This is a genomic window from Sphingomonas psychrotolerans (assembly GCF_002796605.1).
GTDB lineage: Bacteria > Pseudomonadota > Alphaproteobacteria > Sphingomonadales > Sphingomonadaceae > Sphingomonas > Sphingomonas psychrotolerans.
In genome coordinates, this window is the sequence record NZ_CP024923.1 from 4,129,530 (window position 1) to 4,144,595 (window position 15,066).

17 protein-coding genes are annotated in these 15,066 nt (G+C 66.0%); 10 read left to right on the forward strand and 7 right to left on the reverse strand.

What is annotated here, in order from left to right:
• The first annotated feature begins 35 nt into the window (after positions 1-35).
• Genes CVN68_RS18920 through CVN68_RS18940 form a run of 5 tightly spaced genes read left to right on the forward strand, consistent with a single transcriptional unit; the run spans position 36 to position 2,610 of the window.
• On the forward strand, positions 36-935 hold the full coding sequence (locus tag CVN68_RS18920; protein WP_100283572.1) for a DMT family transporter: 900 nt from the start codon (positions 36-38) through the stop codon (positions 933-935).
• Positions 932-1,411 carry a GNAT family N-acetyltransferase gene (locus CVN68_RS18925; protein WP_233503429.1) on the forward strand — a complete coding sequence of 160 codons (480 nt, stop codon included), beginning with the start codon at positions 932-934 and terminating at the stop codon, positions 1,409-1,411. The genes CVN68_RS18920 and CVN68_RS18925 overlap by 4 nt, the downstream gene beginning before the upstream one ends.
• Positions 1,411-1,728 carry a DMT family transporter gene (locus CVN68_RS18930; protein ID WP_100283573.1) on the forward strand — a complete coding sequence of 106 codons (318 nt, stop codon included), beginning with the start codon at positions 1,411-1,413 and terminating at the stop codon, positions 1,726-1,728. Before CVN68_RS18925 ends, CVN68_RS18930 begins: the two co-directional genes overlap by 1 nt.
• Positions 1,728-2,084: a TfoX/Sxy family protein gene (locus CVN68_RS18935; RefSeq protein ID WP_100283574.1), complete on the forward strand. Its 357-nt coding sequence runs from the start codon at positions 1,728-1,730 to the stop codon at positions 2,082-2,084. The genes CVN68_RS18930 and CVN68_RS18935 overlap by 1 nt, the downstream gene beginning before the upstream one ends.
• A gap of 1 nt (position 2,085) precedes the next feature.
• On the forward strand, positions 2,086-2,610 hold the full coding sequence (locus CVN68_RS18940) for a hypothetical protein (protein WP_100283575.1): 525 nt from the start codon (positions 2,086-2,088) through the stop codon (positions 2,608-2,610).
• Positions 2,611-2,792: 182 nt separating this feature from the next.
• Here CVN68_RS18940 and CVN68_RS18945 read toward each other — a convergent pair whose 3' ends face one another.
• The 4 genes from CVN68_RS18945 to CVN68_RS18960 form a co-directional block, all read right to left on the reverse strand.
• Positions 2,793-3,245, reverse strand: coding sequence for a tRNA (cytidine(34)-2'-O)-methyltransferase (locus CVN68_RS18945; protein ID WP_100283576.1), 453 nt, complete (start codon positions 3,243-3,245; stop codon positions 2,793-2,795).
• 97 nt (positions 3,246-3,342) lie between these two features.
• The gene (locus tag CVN68_RS18950) at positions 3,343-3,987 is read right to left on the reverse strand and encodes a DUF1345 domain-containing protein (RefSeq protein WP_199560130.1); all 645 of its coding nucleotides are present in this window, start codon (positions 3,985-3,987) and stop codon (positions 3,343-3,345) included.
• 85 nt (positions 3,988-4,072) lie between these two features.
• On the reverse strand, positions 4,073-4,642 hold the full coding sequence (gene ppa, locus CVN68_RS18955; RefSeq protein WP_100283577.1) for an inorganic diphosphatase: 570 nt from the start codon (positions 4,640-4,642) through the stop codon (positions 4,073-4,075).
• A 35-nt stretch (positions 4,643-4,677) separates the two neighbouring features.
• The gene (locus CVN68_RS18960) at positions 4,678-6,567 is read right to left on the reverse strand and encodes a M61 family metallopeptidase (RefSeq protein ID WP_100283578.1); all 1,890 of its coding nucleotides are present in this window, start codon (positions 6,565-6,567) and stop codon (positions 4,678-4,680) included.
• 120 nt (positions 6,568-6,687) lie between these two features.
• On the opposite strand from CVN68_RS18960, the gene CVN68_RS18965 reads away from it, so the two are divergent.
• Positions 6,688-7,977, forward strand: coding sequence for a methyltransferase family protein (locus tag CVN68_RS18965; protein ID WP_199560131.1), 1,290 nt, complete (start codon positions 6,688-6,690; stop codon positions 7,975-7,977).
• A 101-nt stretch (positions 7,978-8,078) separates the two neighbouring features.
• Positions 8,079-9,029 (forward strand): SH3 domain-containing protein, encoded by a 951-nt coding sequence (locus tag CVN68_RS18970; RefSeq protein ID WP_100284538.1) that lies wholly within the window; start codon positions 8,079-8,081, stop codon positions 9,027-9,029.
• Positions 9,030-9,104: 75 nt separating this feature from the next.
• Here CVN68_RS18970 and CVN68_RS18975 read toward each other — a convergent pair whose 3' ends face one another.
• From CVN68_RS18975 to CVN68_RS18985, 3 genes are read right to left on the reverse strand one after another with little or no spacing between them, the layout of a single operon-like run.
• Entirely contained in the window at positions 9,105-10,481 is a 1,377-nt protein-coding gene (locus tag CVN68_RS18975; protein WP_100283579.1) for a glutamate--cysteine ligase, read from the reverse strand.
• 58 nt (positions 10,482-10,539) lie between these two features.
• On the reverse strand, positions 10,540-11,280 hold the full coding sequence (locus CVN68_RS18980; protein WP_100283580.1) for a 16S rRNA (uracil(1498)-N(3))-methyltransferase: 741 nt from the start codon (positions 11,278-11,280) through the stop codon (positions 10,540-10,542).
• 1 nt (position 11,281) lies between these two features.
• Positions 11,282-11,920 carry a hypothetical protein gene (locus tag CVN68_RS18985; protein ID WP_158298958.1) on the reverse strand — a complete coding sequence of 213 codons (639 nt, stop codon included), beginning with the start codon at positions 11,918-11,920 and terminating at the stop codon, positions 11,282-11,284.
• An 80-nt stretch (positions 11,921-12,000) separates the two neighbouring features.
• Between CVN68_RS18985 and ubiA the strand changes: the two genes are divergently transcribed.
• Genes ubiA through CVN68_RS19000 form a run of 3 tightly spaced genes read left to right on the forward strand, consistent with a single transcriptional unit; the run spans position 12,001 to position 15,065 of the window.
• Complete coding sequence (ubiA, locus tag CVN68_RS18990; RefSeq protein WP_100283582.1) at positions 12,001-12,915, forward strand: 4-hydroxybenzoate octaprenyltransferase; 915 nt, start codon at positions 12,001-12,003, stop codon at positions 12,913-12,915.
• 31 nt (positions 12,916-12,946) lie between these two features.
• Entirely contained in the window at positions 12,947-14,293 is a 1,347-nt protein-coding gene (locus CVN68_RS18995) for a TldD/PmbA family protein (protein WP_100283583.1), read from the forward strand.
• On the forward strand, positions 14,286-15,065 hold the full coding sequence (locus CVN68_RS19000) for a 3'(2'),5'-bisphosphate nucleotidase CysQ (RefSeq protein ID WP_100283584.1): 780 nt from the start codon (positions 14,286-14,288) through the stop codon (positions 15,063-15,065). The genes CVN68_RS18995 and CVN68_RS19000 overlap by 8 nt, the downstream gene beginning before the upstream one ends.
• Position 15,066 lies beyond the last annotated feature (1 nt).

Here is a 15,066-nt window from a genome sequence, read left to right on the forward strand (position 1 = left end):
GTGACCTCGGCGCGCGCGGCGGCTATGCGCGCCTTATGCGGGGTCCCAACACTGTTGCACTAGGCGTCGCGTCGGCGGGAATCGCACTCTATGCGATCATGGACGCAGTGATGAAGGCTGTGTCGATCGAGATCGGCGCGTACAACACTCTGGTCTGGCGGATCGGCGTCGCGGTACTGCTGACCGGCGCGGTCTATGCCTGCACCCGGCCCACCTTGCCGAATCGGGGCACGATGAAAGTGCATTTCGGCCGCAGCATCCTCGTCGCGGTGATGGCGATCGCCTTTTTCTGGGGGATCGTCCGCGTGCCGCTGGCGGAGGCGATCGCGCTGTCGTTCATCGCCCCGCTGATCGCACTCGGCCTCGCTGCACTGTTCCTCAAGGAAAGCATCAATTCGCAATCCATATGGGGCTCATTGCTCGGGCTGGCGGGAGTCGCGGTGGTGGTCGCCGGGCGGGTCGGCGGGACGCACAGCCATGAGACCGTGCTCGGCATGGCTGCGGTGTTGTTCTCGGCAGTGGTCTACGCGATGAACCTCGTCGTCGCGCGGCATCAGGCGCAGATGGCCAGGCCGCTGGAGATTGCGTTTTTCCAGAATTTATTCGTGCTCGGGCTGCTGGCGCTCGCGGCGCCGTGGTGGCTGGCGGTGCCGGCGGCGGCGCATTGGCCGGGAATCGTCATTGCGGCTTTGCTGGCGGTCGTGTCGCTGCTTCTGCTTTCCTGGGCCTATGCCCGTGCCGAAGCGCAGGTGTTGCTCCCGGTCGAATATACCGCCTTCATCTGGGCGTCGCTGATGGGCTGGTGGATGTTCGACGAGAAGCTGACGCTCGCTACCGTGGCGGGCACCGTGTTGATCGTGGCGGGCTGCCTGCTCGCCGCGCGCAAGAAAGGCGGCCACGGCGCCGCACCCGAAGCAGAGGCAGCGTTCCCATGACTCAAATCCGCCCCGCCACGCCCGCCGACGTGCCGCTGATCTTGCGCCTCGTGCGCGAACTTGCCGAGTTCGAACGCGAGCCCGATGCCGTCGAGGCGACCGAGGAGATGCTGGAGGCGGCGCTGTTCGGCCCGCGCGTGACGGCGGAGGCGGTGATCGCCGAGCTGGACGGCGCCCCGGCCGGCTTTGCGCTGTTCTTCCAGAACTTCTCGACCTGGACCGGCCGGCCGGGAATCTATCTCGAGGATCTCTACGTCACGCCGGCAGCGCGCGGGGCGGGGGTCGGCACCGCGTTGCTGCGGCACCTCGCCGGCATCGCGCTGGCACGCGGCTGCGGTCGATTCGAATGGGCAGTGCTCGACTGGAACGAGCCCGCGATCAATTTCTACCGCGCGATGGGCGCAGTGGGCATGGACGAATGGCGCGTCCAGCGTGTCGCGGGCGACGCGCTGGTCAAGCTGGCGGGGGGCGGCTGATGGCGTGGCTGCTGCTCATCCTCGGCGGCTGCTTCGAGGTCGGCTTCACCACGTGCCTCCGCTACGCCGACGGCTTTCGCAACATCCCCTGGACTCTCGGCTTTCTCGTCACCGCGACGCTGTCGATGGTGTTGCTCGAAATGGCGTCGCGCAGCATTCCGATGGGGACTGCTTATGCGGTGTGGACCGGGATCGGCGCGGTCGGCGCGGTGGTCGTGGGCATGTTGTGGTTCGGCGAGCCGGTCACGGTGCTGCGCTCGCTGCTGATCCTCGGCGTGGTCGCCTGCATCGCCGGCCTCAAGCTGACGGCGCACTGATGGCGGTCGACGAAGGGCTCGTCGCGTGGGTGACCGAGGCGCTCGAACCCCTCGGCAGCGTGACGATGCGCCGGATGATGGGCGGCGCGACGCTCTATCTCGGCGGCGCGCCGTTCGCGATCGTCACTTCGGACGGCATGCTGCGATTCAAGGCCGATGCCGAGAGCGACGCATTGTGGGACGCCGCAGGCTGCGAGCGCTTCAGCTACGAATTCGCCAACGGCCGGATCGGCACCATGAACTATCGCCGCGCGCCGGAGGACGTGTACGACGACGCCGACGCGATGCGCGAATGGGCCGCGCTGGGGATCGCCGCCGGACAGCGCGCGCCGAAGAAGAAGCCGAAGAAGCGCTAGCATGCTCAGGCGCCGCGCATCGCTGAGTGTGATGGTAGTCTTGCTCGTGGCAGCAAACACCGCATTCTTCGCGTGGCGCTGGCACAGCGTCGATGCGGTGGGGACGGTCACTTGGGTCGGTATCGATTCACTCTCCATCGAGGTGCCCGCCAGCCAACCCGCGGTGCGCCTGCATCAGGGAGAGTGGGACAGCAACGACAAGGGCCTCGCGGCTTCCATGAGCCCGGTGCAAACCATGGCCGGCCGGGAGCGAGCGCTGGCATTCATCACTCTCGCCCCGCAGCCGACCTACGCGCATTTCATCGAAGCGATTCGGGATCTGAAAGCACGAAGGGTCTGTAACGTGGCAGTGCGCGAAGGCGGCCGCCCATGGCGTGCGACGATACCGTTGCCGGACGGTTCGTTCGATGGACTGGACGTGCCCGCACTGGTCTTGTGTGGTCAACAGCTCGGAGATGCGGGCTTTTCCGGCACCCTTCCGCCGGACGGCCCGATTCGCCTTCTCCCCAGGGGCACTGACCAATAGGCCGGCTATCGGGCGGCAGCCCTTAAATTGACTCAGTTCACGGAAACGCGATTCATCTCGCAATATTCTTTCGCGAAGCGAAGTGAATTGCGGACCTGTCAAAGAGCAGCGGAACGGCTTCCGGCGCGTCGAGCGCCGCAGGCGAAATCCTACATTGCAAGCCGGACGACGCGCGCGTGCGGCTAATCCGGTAGCATGGCGGTCTGGCGCAGGGCTTCGCCCAACGCCAGCGCTGCCGACGAAGCAAGGTTCATCGAGCGTACCGCTGGCCGCATCGGAATGCGCACCCGTGCATCGCAGGCATCGGCGACAACAGTCGGAACGCCCGCGCTTTCCTTTCCGAAGAGCAGGATATCGTCGGGCAGGAAGCTGAAATCGAACGCAGATCGCGCGCTCTTCGTGGTGAACAGCACCAGCCTTTGCGAACCGATGGTCGCCCTGAACGCGTCGAAACCGGCATGCCGTGCAACGACGACATGGTCGATATAGTCCATCGCGGTCCGGCGCACCCGTCGATCCTCCCATTCGAACCCCATAGGCTCGATCAGGTCCACAGCGGCGCCGAGACATGCGCCGAGCCGCAGGACGGCGCCGACGTTTCCAGCAATTTCGGGTTCGAAGAGAGCGATCCGCATCGCGGCTGATTGGTGTCTGCGCGCCCGCCATGCAAGCCTGCGCTGCGCGGCCGCGGACATTCCGTCGCGACCTCCTCTCCCGGCAGGGAGGGAAGTCCTAACCGCCCAGCACGTTGATCGTGAACGCGACGATGCCGAGGTTGAACACGAACGCCGCGAGGCAGTGCAAAGTCACGACTTTCCGGAGGCCCCGATCGGTGACGCTGACGTCGCTGGTCTGGAAGGTCATGCCGAGGCAGAAGGCGAAATAGACGAAGTCCCAATAATCGGGCTCGGGCGTCTCGGGGAATTGCAGTCCCCCGGCGTCGCCGCCATCGCCGGCACGATAATAAAGATGGGCATAATGCAGGGTGTAGATCGTGTTGCTGAATACCCAGCACAAAACGAGCGTGCCGACGATCAGTGCGATCGATCGCATGTCGGGCGAATCGCCCTGCATCAATTCGCTGGCGACTGCGACGAGAACGACGAGGCTCACCGCGAGGGTGAGGAACAGCAGCAACAGCCGGTTGGCGTCGTTGCGTTCGGCCGACCTCCGCATGTCGCCCGACCGGTGGTGCAGCAGTGGCAGCGAGATCAGCAGAAACAGCGCCGCGCCCATGTCGAACGCGATCATCGTGCCCGTGCGCAGGCCAAAATAGGGAATCGCCAAGGTCGCGGCGATTGCAGTCGCCGCGGCGAAGATCAGAAAGCGCGGCGGCGCAATCAGATTGCCGATGCCGCGTTGAGAGCGTTCCGTCATCGCGGCAGCCTAGCGTCGGTCGGGCGCCGGGGCCAGCGGTGGCGGGCGTACCGGGCCGACGCGATGCATCGGCCCGGAAACTGCCTCAGCCGTGCGAGACCTCGACCGATTCCTTCGCCGCCGCCTTGTCGCTATTGTAGCGCTCGATCGCCTCGAGCGTGATGCGGCGCGCATCGTCGGCGCCGCCCCAGGTGCCGACGCGCACCCACTTCTTCTTCTCGAGGTCCTTATAGTGGGTGAAGAAATGCTCGATCTGCTCCATCACGATGCTGGGCAGATCGTCCTTTTCCTCGATGTCCGAATAATAAGGGAAGGTCTTGTCGTCGGGGACGCAGACCAGTTTCTCGTCGCCCCCGGCCTCGTCCTCGAGGTTGAGCACTGCGATCGGACGCGCGCGGACGACGCAGCCCGGGATGAACGGCGAGCGCGCGATCACCAGCGCGTCGAGCGGATCTCCGTCGGGCGAAAGCGTATGCGGCACGAAGCCGTAATTAGCCGGATAGCGCATCGGCGTGTGGAGGATGCGATCGACGAACAGTGCGCCGCTGGCCTTGTCGAACTCGTATTTCACGGGTTCGCCGCCGGTCGGCACTTCGATGATGACGTTGAGGGTGTGCGGCGGATTATCGCCGACCGGAATCAAATCGATACGCATTGCGGACCTTGCTTGGTTGGCGTCTCCGTCCCGTCTCAGCGGGGCTGGAGCAGCTTGTCGAGGCCAGCCTCTCCCGTGGCCGTCTTCACGAGGTGCGGATAGCGAAGCCCGCCATGATAGTCGATGGCGACTTCACGGTAGCGCTCGCCGCTTTTCAGCAGCAACTTGATGGGATCCTTGCCGCCTTTGGCTTCCTTGACCGCCTGCTTGAGCCGGTCGCCGGTATAGGCGCGACCGTTCACTGCGACGATCTCGTCGCCCAGATCCACGCCCGCCTCGAAGGCCGGGCTGTCCCACGCGACGGTGGTGATGCCCTTCGGCCCGAGCGTCAGCCCCAGCGAGTAAGCGAGATCGACCACGGTCTTGCCGGTCGCCTTGTTGGGCTCCTCGGTATAGACCAGTTTGTAGCCGTTGCGCTCGAATCCGGCGAGCGGCGCGCGCTGCGACACCTGATTGACGCGCTGATCGAGCAGGGTGCGCCAGTCATAAGGCTGGATCGCGTTCAGCGTGCGGACGACATCGTCGAAAGTGTAGGTCACTTCGCCATAATCGCCGTCGCGGCCCTGGAAGAAGGCGCGCGCGAAATCGTCGATGGACTTCATGCCCTTCGATTGCTCGCGCAGGACCGAATCGACTTCCATCCAGATCAGCAGGCCCTCGTTGTAATAATCCTCCGAGCGCTGCCAGCTCACCCAGCCTTTCGGGGCGCGCGCGGAAATCACCGGATCGTTGGTGGTGTCGCCCATCGGCCGCCACTCGCGCGCCTTGCGATTGTCGAGGCTCGCCATGATGCTCGCATAGGATTCGAGCGTGTCGTTCTTGCTCACCAGCCCCGAGCGTGCCTGAAACACATAGCCCCAGAACTGCGTCTGGCCCTCATAGACCCACAGCAGCGAGCCGCGGGTGGGCGTGCGATAATCGGGCGCCCATTGGTCGGCGCCGCGGCGATATTTGCCATCCCAGCTATGGGTGAATTCGTGCGGTAGCAGATTGCGGCCGGTGGGGTTGTCGTCCCATTTGATGAAATAGCCGGGCTTCACGCCGTTCTCGGAGCTGCGGTGATGCTCGAGCCCGATCCCGCCCAACTCGTCGCTGATCGAGAGCAGGAAGTGATATTGGTCGTAGGGCTGCGACCCCATTGTCTTCACCGTCTGATCGACGAGGCGCTTGTGCGCCTCGATCTGCTCGGGCTTGGCCTCGAGCTCCTCGGGAGTGTCGGCGAAAACGTCGAGCGTCACCCGCGGGCTGAGCTCGATCGGGCGGTAATAGCGACCGGCGAGCACGGGCGAATCGACCAGCACTTCGTAATTGGTCTTCTCGTAATTGTAGGTCGATCCGGTCGCTTTCGACGGCAGACCCGACGCGGCCGACCAGCCCTCCGGATATTTCACGCGCGCCTGCACCGGGATGCGGCGGACATAATAGCCAGCCGGATAGAGGCTCATCGAATTGAACTGGAGGCTCATCATCGCCGGGGTCATGACGATGCGCCCCTGATCGCTCGACGTGGCCGAGGCGAACTGGAATTCGAGGTCGAGCTTCTTCGCGCCGCCGGGCACGTCGATATGGAAGGCGAACACGTCGACCGGATCGCGCTTCCATTGCAGGCGCTTGCCATTCGCGCTGATCTGCAATCCGGTGAGCTTCTCGATCTCCCCTCGCGGACCGTGCTTGCCCTGCAGCCATTTGGGATAGAGCAAAACTAGGTGCCCGCTCTTCGCCACGGGGATGGTCTGCTTGACTCGAAAGATGCCGCGCTGGGTGTCGGTGGCATCAATGTCGAGCAGTATCGTGCCGGGATAGGCCGTGTCGCGCGCCTCGGGGATCGTATCGACGAACGGTGCCGGCTGGGGCGCCGAATTCTGCCCGAGCGCGGGCGCGGCGGTGGCGAGGAGCAGGGCAGCGACGGAAAGCGCACGAAGCATTGGGAAGGACCTCTTGTCCACGAGGAGATAGTGGCTCTTAGGCCGTTGAATTACGGGAGGTAAAGGGCTGGCGGTTAGCCTTCACGGCTCCCTAACCATTGCGGGCTAGAGGTTTCGGCCATGTATCACGACCCCGCTCTGGCCTCGCGCGCCAAGGCCGATCCGCGCCCGCGCTCCGCAGTGAGCGGCGCCGTCGGTTTCGTCGGGCTGGCCGGGATGACCGCCTGGCTGATCGTGGCGCACCATTTCGGCATGAACGGCCCCTATGCGGCGCTGGTCAACGTCCTTGCCTGCGCCTTGCCGATGGTGGTCTGGTCGCTCGCAGTCGACAAGGTGCACCGTAATCCCTCGACCGGCATCGACTGGAGTCTGAAGCGGCCGTGGCGCGAGACGCTCGATGGTTCGGTCACCAAGCTCACCGGGCTGTGGCTGACCTGGGGGGCGATCGCCGCAATCTACGCGCTCGGCCGGGTCTGGTGGGACACGCGTTACGCCAATTACCCGTTCGCCATGTCGTGCTTCGTCGCGATCGCACCGGCATTGTTCGCGCTGTCGGTGCCCTATGTGCTCTGGCTCGACCGCAAGCTGACCGAGCCGCGCGACGGCGCCTGGTCGCTCGGCGCATGGGCGATGGGCGTCGAGGGCTGGGACCGCGAGGCAATCTTCAATCATCTGCGCAGCTGGGCAGTGAAGGCGTTCTTCCTCGCCTTCATGGTCGCGATCGTGCCGCCCGGTTTCGCGGAATTCATATCGATCGACCCGATGACGGTACTGCGGAACCCGGTTGCACTGGCGATGTACTGCGTCACCTTCATGTTCGTGGCCGACGTCGCGTTCGCCACTGCCGGCTACATCCTCACGCTGCGCCCGCTCGACTCGCACATCCGCACCGCCAACCCTTACGCCGCCGGCTGGACCGCGGCTTTGATCTGCTATCCGCCGTTCCTGCTGATGGGGCAGGGCGGGCCGCTCGATTATCATCAGGGCAGCGCCGATTGGTCGCACTGGCTGGGGAGCTTTCCGTGGCTGCTGCCGGCGCTCGGCGCGGTGCTGGTCGCGCTCACTGCGATCTACGCCTGGGCGACGATTGCCTTCGGGCTGCGCTTCTCGAATCTCACCCATCGCGGCGTGCTGACCCATGGTCCCTATGCCTGGACCCGGCACCCGGCCTATCTCTCGAAGAACCTCTTCTGGTGGCTCTCGACCATGCCGTTCCTCGCCACCACCGGCTGGCACGATGCGGTGCGCAACGCTGCAGTGATGGCGTGCGTCAGCGGAGTCTATTATTGGCGCGCGCAGACCGAGGAACGCCATCTCGGCAGCGATCCGGCCTATCAGGAATATTCCGCCTGGATGGCGCGGAATGCGCCGGTGCCGCGCCTGTTCGACCGGATCCTCGGCCGGCGTTGAGCGCTGCGAACCGCCCTCGGCTGGTCGCGCGGGACTAGCCTTTGGGTCGTTTCGCCCATATGCCGCAAGTCAGTGGGCATGTGATCACAAAGGGGAATCTGATGAAAGCGATGCTGTTCGCAGTTTCGGTGGCAACCGCGGCCTTGGCGGTGACGCCGGCCGCCGCGCAGGGTGCGCGCGCCTCCAAGGGCCAGAAGATGCAGGAAGCCGCCGCGTCCGACGTGCCGCGTTGCGCGCGCAAGCTCGGCACGGTCGCGATCATGGACGGTGACGATCCCAGCTATTGGACCCAGAACCAGCTGGCGCCGCCGCAGAAGCTGTTGCGCGTGCTCGTCCAGCGTTCGGGCTGCTTCAACATCGTCGATCGCGGCACCGGCCTCAATGCCGCGACGCGCGAGCGCAACATCGGCGCGGGCCTCGGTATGCAGCGCGGCTCCAATGTCGGCCAAGGTCAGATCAAGGCGGCCGATTATGTGCTGGTCGCCGAGATCCAGAGCGCGAACAGCAATGTCAGCGGCAGCGGTGCTGCGGCCGGCATCGGCGGACTGGTCGGCGGCCGCGTCGGCGGGCTGCTCGGCGGCATCAAGAGCAAGAAGATGGAAGCCAACACCCAGCTCTCGCTGACCAACGTCCGCACCACCGAGACGATCGCAGTCGAAGAGGGCTATGCCGCCAAGAACAATCTGTCGTTCGGCGGCGGCGGCTTCCTCGCGATCGGCGGCGCCGTCGGCGGCGGCTATGACAACACCGACATCGGCCGCATCGTCACATTGTCGTTCATCCAGGCGTATAGCCGGATGGTCACCGGCCTCGGCCTGGTGCGCGACGGTGACGCAGGTACGGCCGGCGCCACGCCGACCAAGACCTTCACTGCGCAGGCTCCCGTCGCGTTGCGCGCGTCCGCCTCGGCGTCAGCCAGGGTCTTGCGGACGCTGCCTGCGGGCGCGATCGTCTATCCTACTGGCACCAAGAACGGCCTGTGGTGGGAAGTCGCCGACGAGAACGACAATGTCGGCTGGGTGCTCAATACCAAGCTCGCACCGTCGAACTGACGGCGAGCGTGATATTCCTCCCTCGCGCAAGCGGGGGAGGATTTCGAGCGAGCCGGCCCTACGCCCTGGAACGCTCTAGAATTTCGCTTCTTCGTAGACGCGGGTGATATCCCCGGCCCACTCGCCGTTGAACCGGTCGAGCAGCACCTGCGCCGGGACCTTGCCGGTGCGCACGATCTCGCGCAGCGGGTCGAGGAAGCCGCTCTCATTGTCGCCCGAGGCGTTGAGCCGGGCGCGGGCATTGAGGCCGGCGGCCGAGATGTCGAGCACTTCGCCGGCGATGTCCTTGAGCTTGCCGCCGCCGGGGATCGGCGCGTCGAGCGCGAGCCTGGGCACTGCGCTCCGCAGCGTCTCGCGCTCGTCCATCGACCAGCCTTTGACCAGATCCCACGCCGCGTCGAGCGCGGCATCGTCATAGAGCAATCCGACCCAGAAGGCCGGCAGCGCGCAGATCCGCCCCCATCGCCCGCCATCGGCGCCGCGCATCTCGAGGAACTGCTTCATCCGCACTTCGGGGAAGGCAGTCGAAAGATGATCCGCCCAGTCGTCGATCGTCGGCTTGTGGCCGGGATAAGCGGGGAGTTCGCCCTTCAGGAAGTCGCGGAAACTCTGTCCGGCGGCGTCGATATATTTGCCGTCGCGATAGACGAAGTACATCGGCACATCGAGGGCATAGTCGGTGTAGCGCTCATAGCCGAAGCCGTCCTCGAACACGAAGGGCAGCATGCCGGTGCGCGCCGGATCGGTGTCCGACCAGATGTTGCTGCGGAAGGAGAGGAAGCCGTTGGGCTTGCCTTCGGTGAACGGTGAATTGGCGAACAATGCCGTCGCCAGCGGCTGGAGCGCGAGCCCGACGCGAAACTTCTTCGCCATATCGGCTTCGGTCGCATAATCGAGATTCACCTGGATCGTGCAGGTGCGCAGCATCATGTCGAGCCCGAGGCTGCCGACGCGCGGCATGTGGCTCAGCATGATCTTGTAACGGCCCTTGGGCATGATCGGCAGCTCGGCGCGGGTCTTGTCGTGCCACATGCCCAGACCGAGGAAGCCGATGCCGAGGCGGTCGCCGACTTCCTTGACCTGCTGGAGGTGCCGTCCGGTCTCGGCGCAGGTCTCGTGCAAATTCTCGAGCGGAGCGCCGGAAAGCTCGAACTGGCCGGCGGGCTCGAGGCTGATCGCGCCGTCGGGGCCGGAGAGCGCGATGATGTTGTCGCCCTCATAAACGGGCTTCCAGCCATAATGAGTCAGGCCGATCAACAGCGCGTGGATGCCGCCGGGCTCCTCATAGCTGGGCGCGCGGTGATCGGCGGTCTTCCAATAAACGAACTTCTCGTGCTCGGTGCCGATCCGCCAGCGGTCCTTCGGCTTCTCGCCGCGAGCGAAATAGTCCACCAGCTGGGCACGATCCTCGATGACCGCTGCGTTGCTGTCCGAAACGGTCTTCGTGCTCATCCGCGGGCCTTTAGCTGCGCGTGAGGACACGCGCCAGTCGCAATTTCATACCGTTCGGTCACCAATCGCCGACCGTTCCCATCCAAAGACTTACGGCGGCCGCTGCCGCGGTTTCAGCGCGCAGGATACGCGGACCGAGCGCAATTCCAATCGCTTTCGGATGCGCCCGGATCGCCTCGCGCTCCTCGGCGTCGAAGCCGCCTTCGGGGCCGACCAGGATCGCGCCGGGGCCGGGACGGGCGCGCATCGCTTCCAGCGCGGGCATGCCGCCGGTCTCGTCGGCGAAGAACAATGCGCGTTCGACGGGCCAGTCGCGCAGCATCGCGGGGAGCTTCACCGGCTCGACCAGCTCTGGCAGCGCGGTGCGGCCGCATTGCTCGGCCGCCTCGATCATGTGGCTGCGCAGCCGACCGAGGTTTAGCTTGTCAACCACGGCGCGTCGCGTGAGCACCGGTGCGAGCCGTGCGACGCCCAGCTCGCATGCCTTTTCGGCGACCCAGTCGATCCGACCCTTTTTGATCGGTGCGGCGCACAGCCACAGATCGGGCACCGGCTCGCGTTCGCGCAGCCTTTCGACTACATCGAGCACGATATCCCGCCTGCCGACCGCCTGCGCGATGCCGAGCCATTCGCCGGTGATGTCGTCGAACAGCTTGACCGGATCGCCCGTCTTCAGCCGCATCACCTGGATCAGATAATGCGCGGGCGGGCCATCGATGCGCAGCGGGCCGGGCGCGAGTTCGGTCTCGACGAACAGGCGCGGAGTGGATTGCGGCGGCCAGGCGGGGGTTGCGGGCATTTCAATCGAACGGAGGCGTGCGTTGGGCAGCGAGCTCCCGATCAATGTCGTCGGCGATGGCCGCGGCGTCCGTATCCCCTGGCTGCGCACGCAGCGCGTCGCGTCTCGCGATCAGCGCGGACTTCCGCTCGCTCCCCGGCAATGCGGCGATTGCAACATAGGTCCGTACTGCCTTCACCCAACGCGAGTCATCCGATGGCACGTCTTCGGATACGCGCGCGAAAGGATAGCCGGCGAAAACCAGTTTCCCTGCCTTGCGCTCGAAGAACAGCAGCAGCTTCATGTCCTTCGCGAAAACGTAGCGGGTACACCCGCCGCCCAGCGCATCGGAATTGGGTTGTCTCAGTTCCCGGGGATCGCTGCGGGTGATCATCTCCCGCGCCTTCGCGAGCCAGCCGCCAAGCGCCACTTGCTGCGGCAATGCGCTGCCTTTGAGCAACAGGGTCGGGCGGACGAGCACCACGCCTCCCGATCCATCCGCCTCCCTGCGCTCTCCCATGACGGTGCCGACGAAGATGGTGTCGGCGCGGTCGGCAAGCGTGAGGCTGGTCGGCACGCGATAGCCCGACACGACAGAGCAGGCAAATGCGGGTGCCGCGGTCAGGAATGTGGCTGCAAGAGCGAGGCAGAGCGCGCGCATGGCGACTCTCTGGCCGATCCGTCCACACGGTTCAACAGGCCTGCTTGATCTTTGCAGCCGCCCGTCCAAGAAGCGTTGGCATGGTACAACCGGCGCAAATCGTCCCCGACACCGAACATCGCGGGCTGGTCGGGATGCTCCCCGCCGCCCTGCGCCCCTTCGCGCTGCTTGCCCGGTTCGATCGGCCGATCGGCTGGTGGCTGCTGTTTTGGCCCGGCGCCTGGGCGATCACGCTGTCGGGCAACGCGCTGGCCCGCTGGGACCTGATCCTCTGGTTCCTGCTTGGCAGCATCGCGATGCGCGGCGCCGGCTGCGTCTATAACGACATCGTCGATCGCGACCTCGACCGACAGGTGGCGCGAACTGCCAGCCGGCCACTGGCAAGCGGGGCGGTCTCGCTTCGCGCGGCGTGGATCTGGCTGCTGGCGCTGTGCCTGATCGGGCTGGTCGTTCTGGTTCAGCTCACGCCGCCGGGTGCAGTCGTAGCGTTGAGCAGCCTCGCGCTGGTCGCCGCCTATCCGTTCATGAAGCGAATCACCTGGTGGCCGCAGGCGTGGCTTGGGCTCGTCTTCTCCTGGGCTGCTCTGGTCGGCTGGGCTGAAGCGCCGGAGAGTGCGCGGCTCCCGGGATTGCTGCTTTACGTCGGCTGCATCTTCTGGGTGATCGGCTACGACACGATCTATGCACTGCAGGATGTGGAGGACGATGCACTGGTCGGCGTCCGCTCCTCGGCACGGCGACTGGGAAGCCGGGTCCGCGGCGGCGTCGCCGGCTTTTATGCGGCTGCCCTCGCTTTTTGGGGCGCGGCCATCTGGCAGCTCCGCCCGGATCCGCTGGCACTTGCGGCCTTGCTCCCGATGGCGCTCCATCTCGGCTGGCAGGTGGCGACTTTGGTCCCCGCCGACGGTGCCAATGCGCTCCATCGCTTCCGCTCGAACCGCAATGCCGGGTTGTTGATGTTCGCCGCCTGCTTCGTCGTTGGTCAGACGCTTTGACCTTGCGGGGCAGGCTCCCTAAGTCGCTGCGATGCTGACCGAGTCCCAAGCCTGCGAACGCGTCCATGACATCGTCGATCGTGCACGCGCGGCGGGCGCCGATATGTCCGACGCCGTGTTCGCCGCGGATCGTTCGCTGTCGGTGTCGGTGCGGATGGGTGCGCTCGAGGATGTCGAGCGTTCGGAGAGCGAGGAACTCGGCCTGCGCGTCTTCGTCGGGCACCGCTCGGCAAGCGTCTCGACTTCGGACCTCAGCACCGATGCGCTCGACGCCCTGGTCGAGCGCGCGATTGCGATGGCGCGCGAGGCGCCCGAGGACAAATGGGCCGGCCTCGCCCCGCAGGAGCGGCTGCTGCACGGCAGCCCGCCTTTGCTCGACCTCGACGACGGCGCGAACGAGGCGCCCGAGGTGTTGAAGCTGCGCGCGCTTGCCGCCGAGGAGGCCGCGCGCGCCGTCCCGGGCGTGACCAACAGCGAAGGAGCCGGCGCGGGCGCCAGCCGTTCGGTCATGGCGATCGCGACGAGCCACGGCTTCACCGGCGTCTATGCCCAGACCAGCCACGGCGTCTCGGCGAGCGTGCTCGCGGGGAGCGGCGGTGCGATGGAGCGCGATCATGCGCATCACAGCGCGCGCCACGCCGCGATGGTCGACGCACCCGAAGCGATCGGCCGGCTGGCGGGCGAGCGCGCAGTGGCGCGACTCGATCCGGTCAAAGTGCAAAGCGGCGCGATGCCGGTAATATTCGATCGCCGCGTCTCGGCAGGGCTGGTCGGACATCTGCTCGGCGCGATTTCCGGCGCGGCGATCACGCGCAAGACGAGCTTCCTGCTCGATTGCCTCGGCAAGCAGGTCTTCGCGAAAGGCGTGACGATCTGCGACGATCCGCACCGCCCGCGCGGACTGCGCTCGCGGCCCTTCGACGGCGAGGGCCTGCCGGTGCTCCCGATCAAGCTGATCGATCAAGGCATGCTCGAGACGTGGCTGCTCGACAGCGCCTCGGCCCGGCAGCTGGGGCTCGAGCCGACGGGGCATGCCGCGCGCGGCGGTGCCGGTGCGCCGGGCGTCGCGCCGAGCAACCTTTATATGCAGCCCGGCAGCATTCCGCCCGAGACGTTGGTTGGCGAGATCGAGCGCGGCATCCTCGTCACCGAGCTGATCGGGCAAGGGGTCAACAGCATTACCGGCGATTACAGCCGCGGCGCCGCGGGCTTTCTGATCGAGAATGGCGAGATCACCCGCCCGGTCTCGGAGATCACGATCGCGAGCAACCTGAAGGACATGTTCCTCGCGCTGACCCCGGCCAACGATCTCGAGTTCCGCTTTGGCATCAACGCGCCGACCCTGCGCATCGACGGGATGACCATCGCCGGTGCGTGATCTGGCCGCCGAAGTCGAGAACATCGCCGCCGATGCGGGGCGGTTCGCGATCAAATTGTGGGACACCGATTTCCGACGCTGGGAGAAATCGCCCGGCAATCCGGTCTGCGCGGTCGATCTCGAGGTCGACGGGATGCTGCGCTACCGGTTGAGCGAATTGCTTCCCGACGCCGGCTGGTTGTCCGAAGAGACGATCGACAATGCCGCGCGGCTCGATGCCGAGCGGATCTGGGTGGTCGATCCGATCGACGGGACACGCGATTATCTGCGCGGGCGGCCGGGTTGGGCCGTGTCGGTCGCGTTGGTCGACAAGGGGCGGCCGGTGATCGGCGTGCTCGATGCGCCGGCGCGGAACGAAGTGTGGACCGCGCAGGCGGGGGCGGGCGCGTTCCGTAACGGCGAGCGCCTGCGCGTGACCGAGCGCACTGAACTGGCCGGAGCGCGCGTGCCGGCCGACCAGCTCCCCAAGGTCGATCACGATCTGGTGACGGTCGCCAAGCCCAATTCGATCGCCTTGCGCATCGCGATGGTCGCGGCGGGCGAGGCCGATCTGCTCGCGACGATCCGCTGGGGCAATGAATGGGACATCGCCGCGGCGGTGCTGCTCGCCGAGGAGGCCGGCGCCTCGGTCAGCGACGCATTCGGTCGGCCGCTGGCCTTCAACACGCCCGACGCGCAGGCGTTCGGGGTGTTGACGACGAGCCCCGGCATTCACACCGCCGCGGTCGCGCGGCTTGCCGATCGCGCGAAGGAAGCGATCGGCAAGCGCTGAA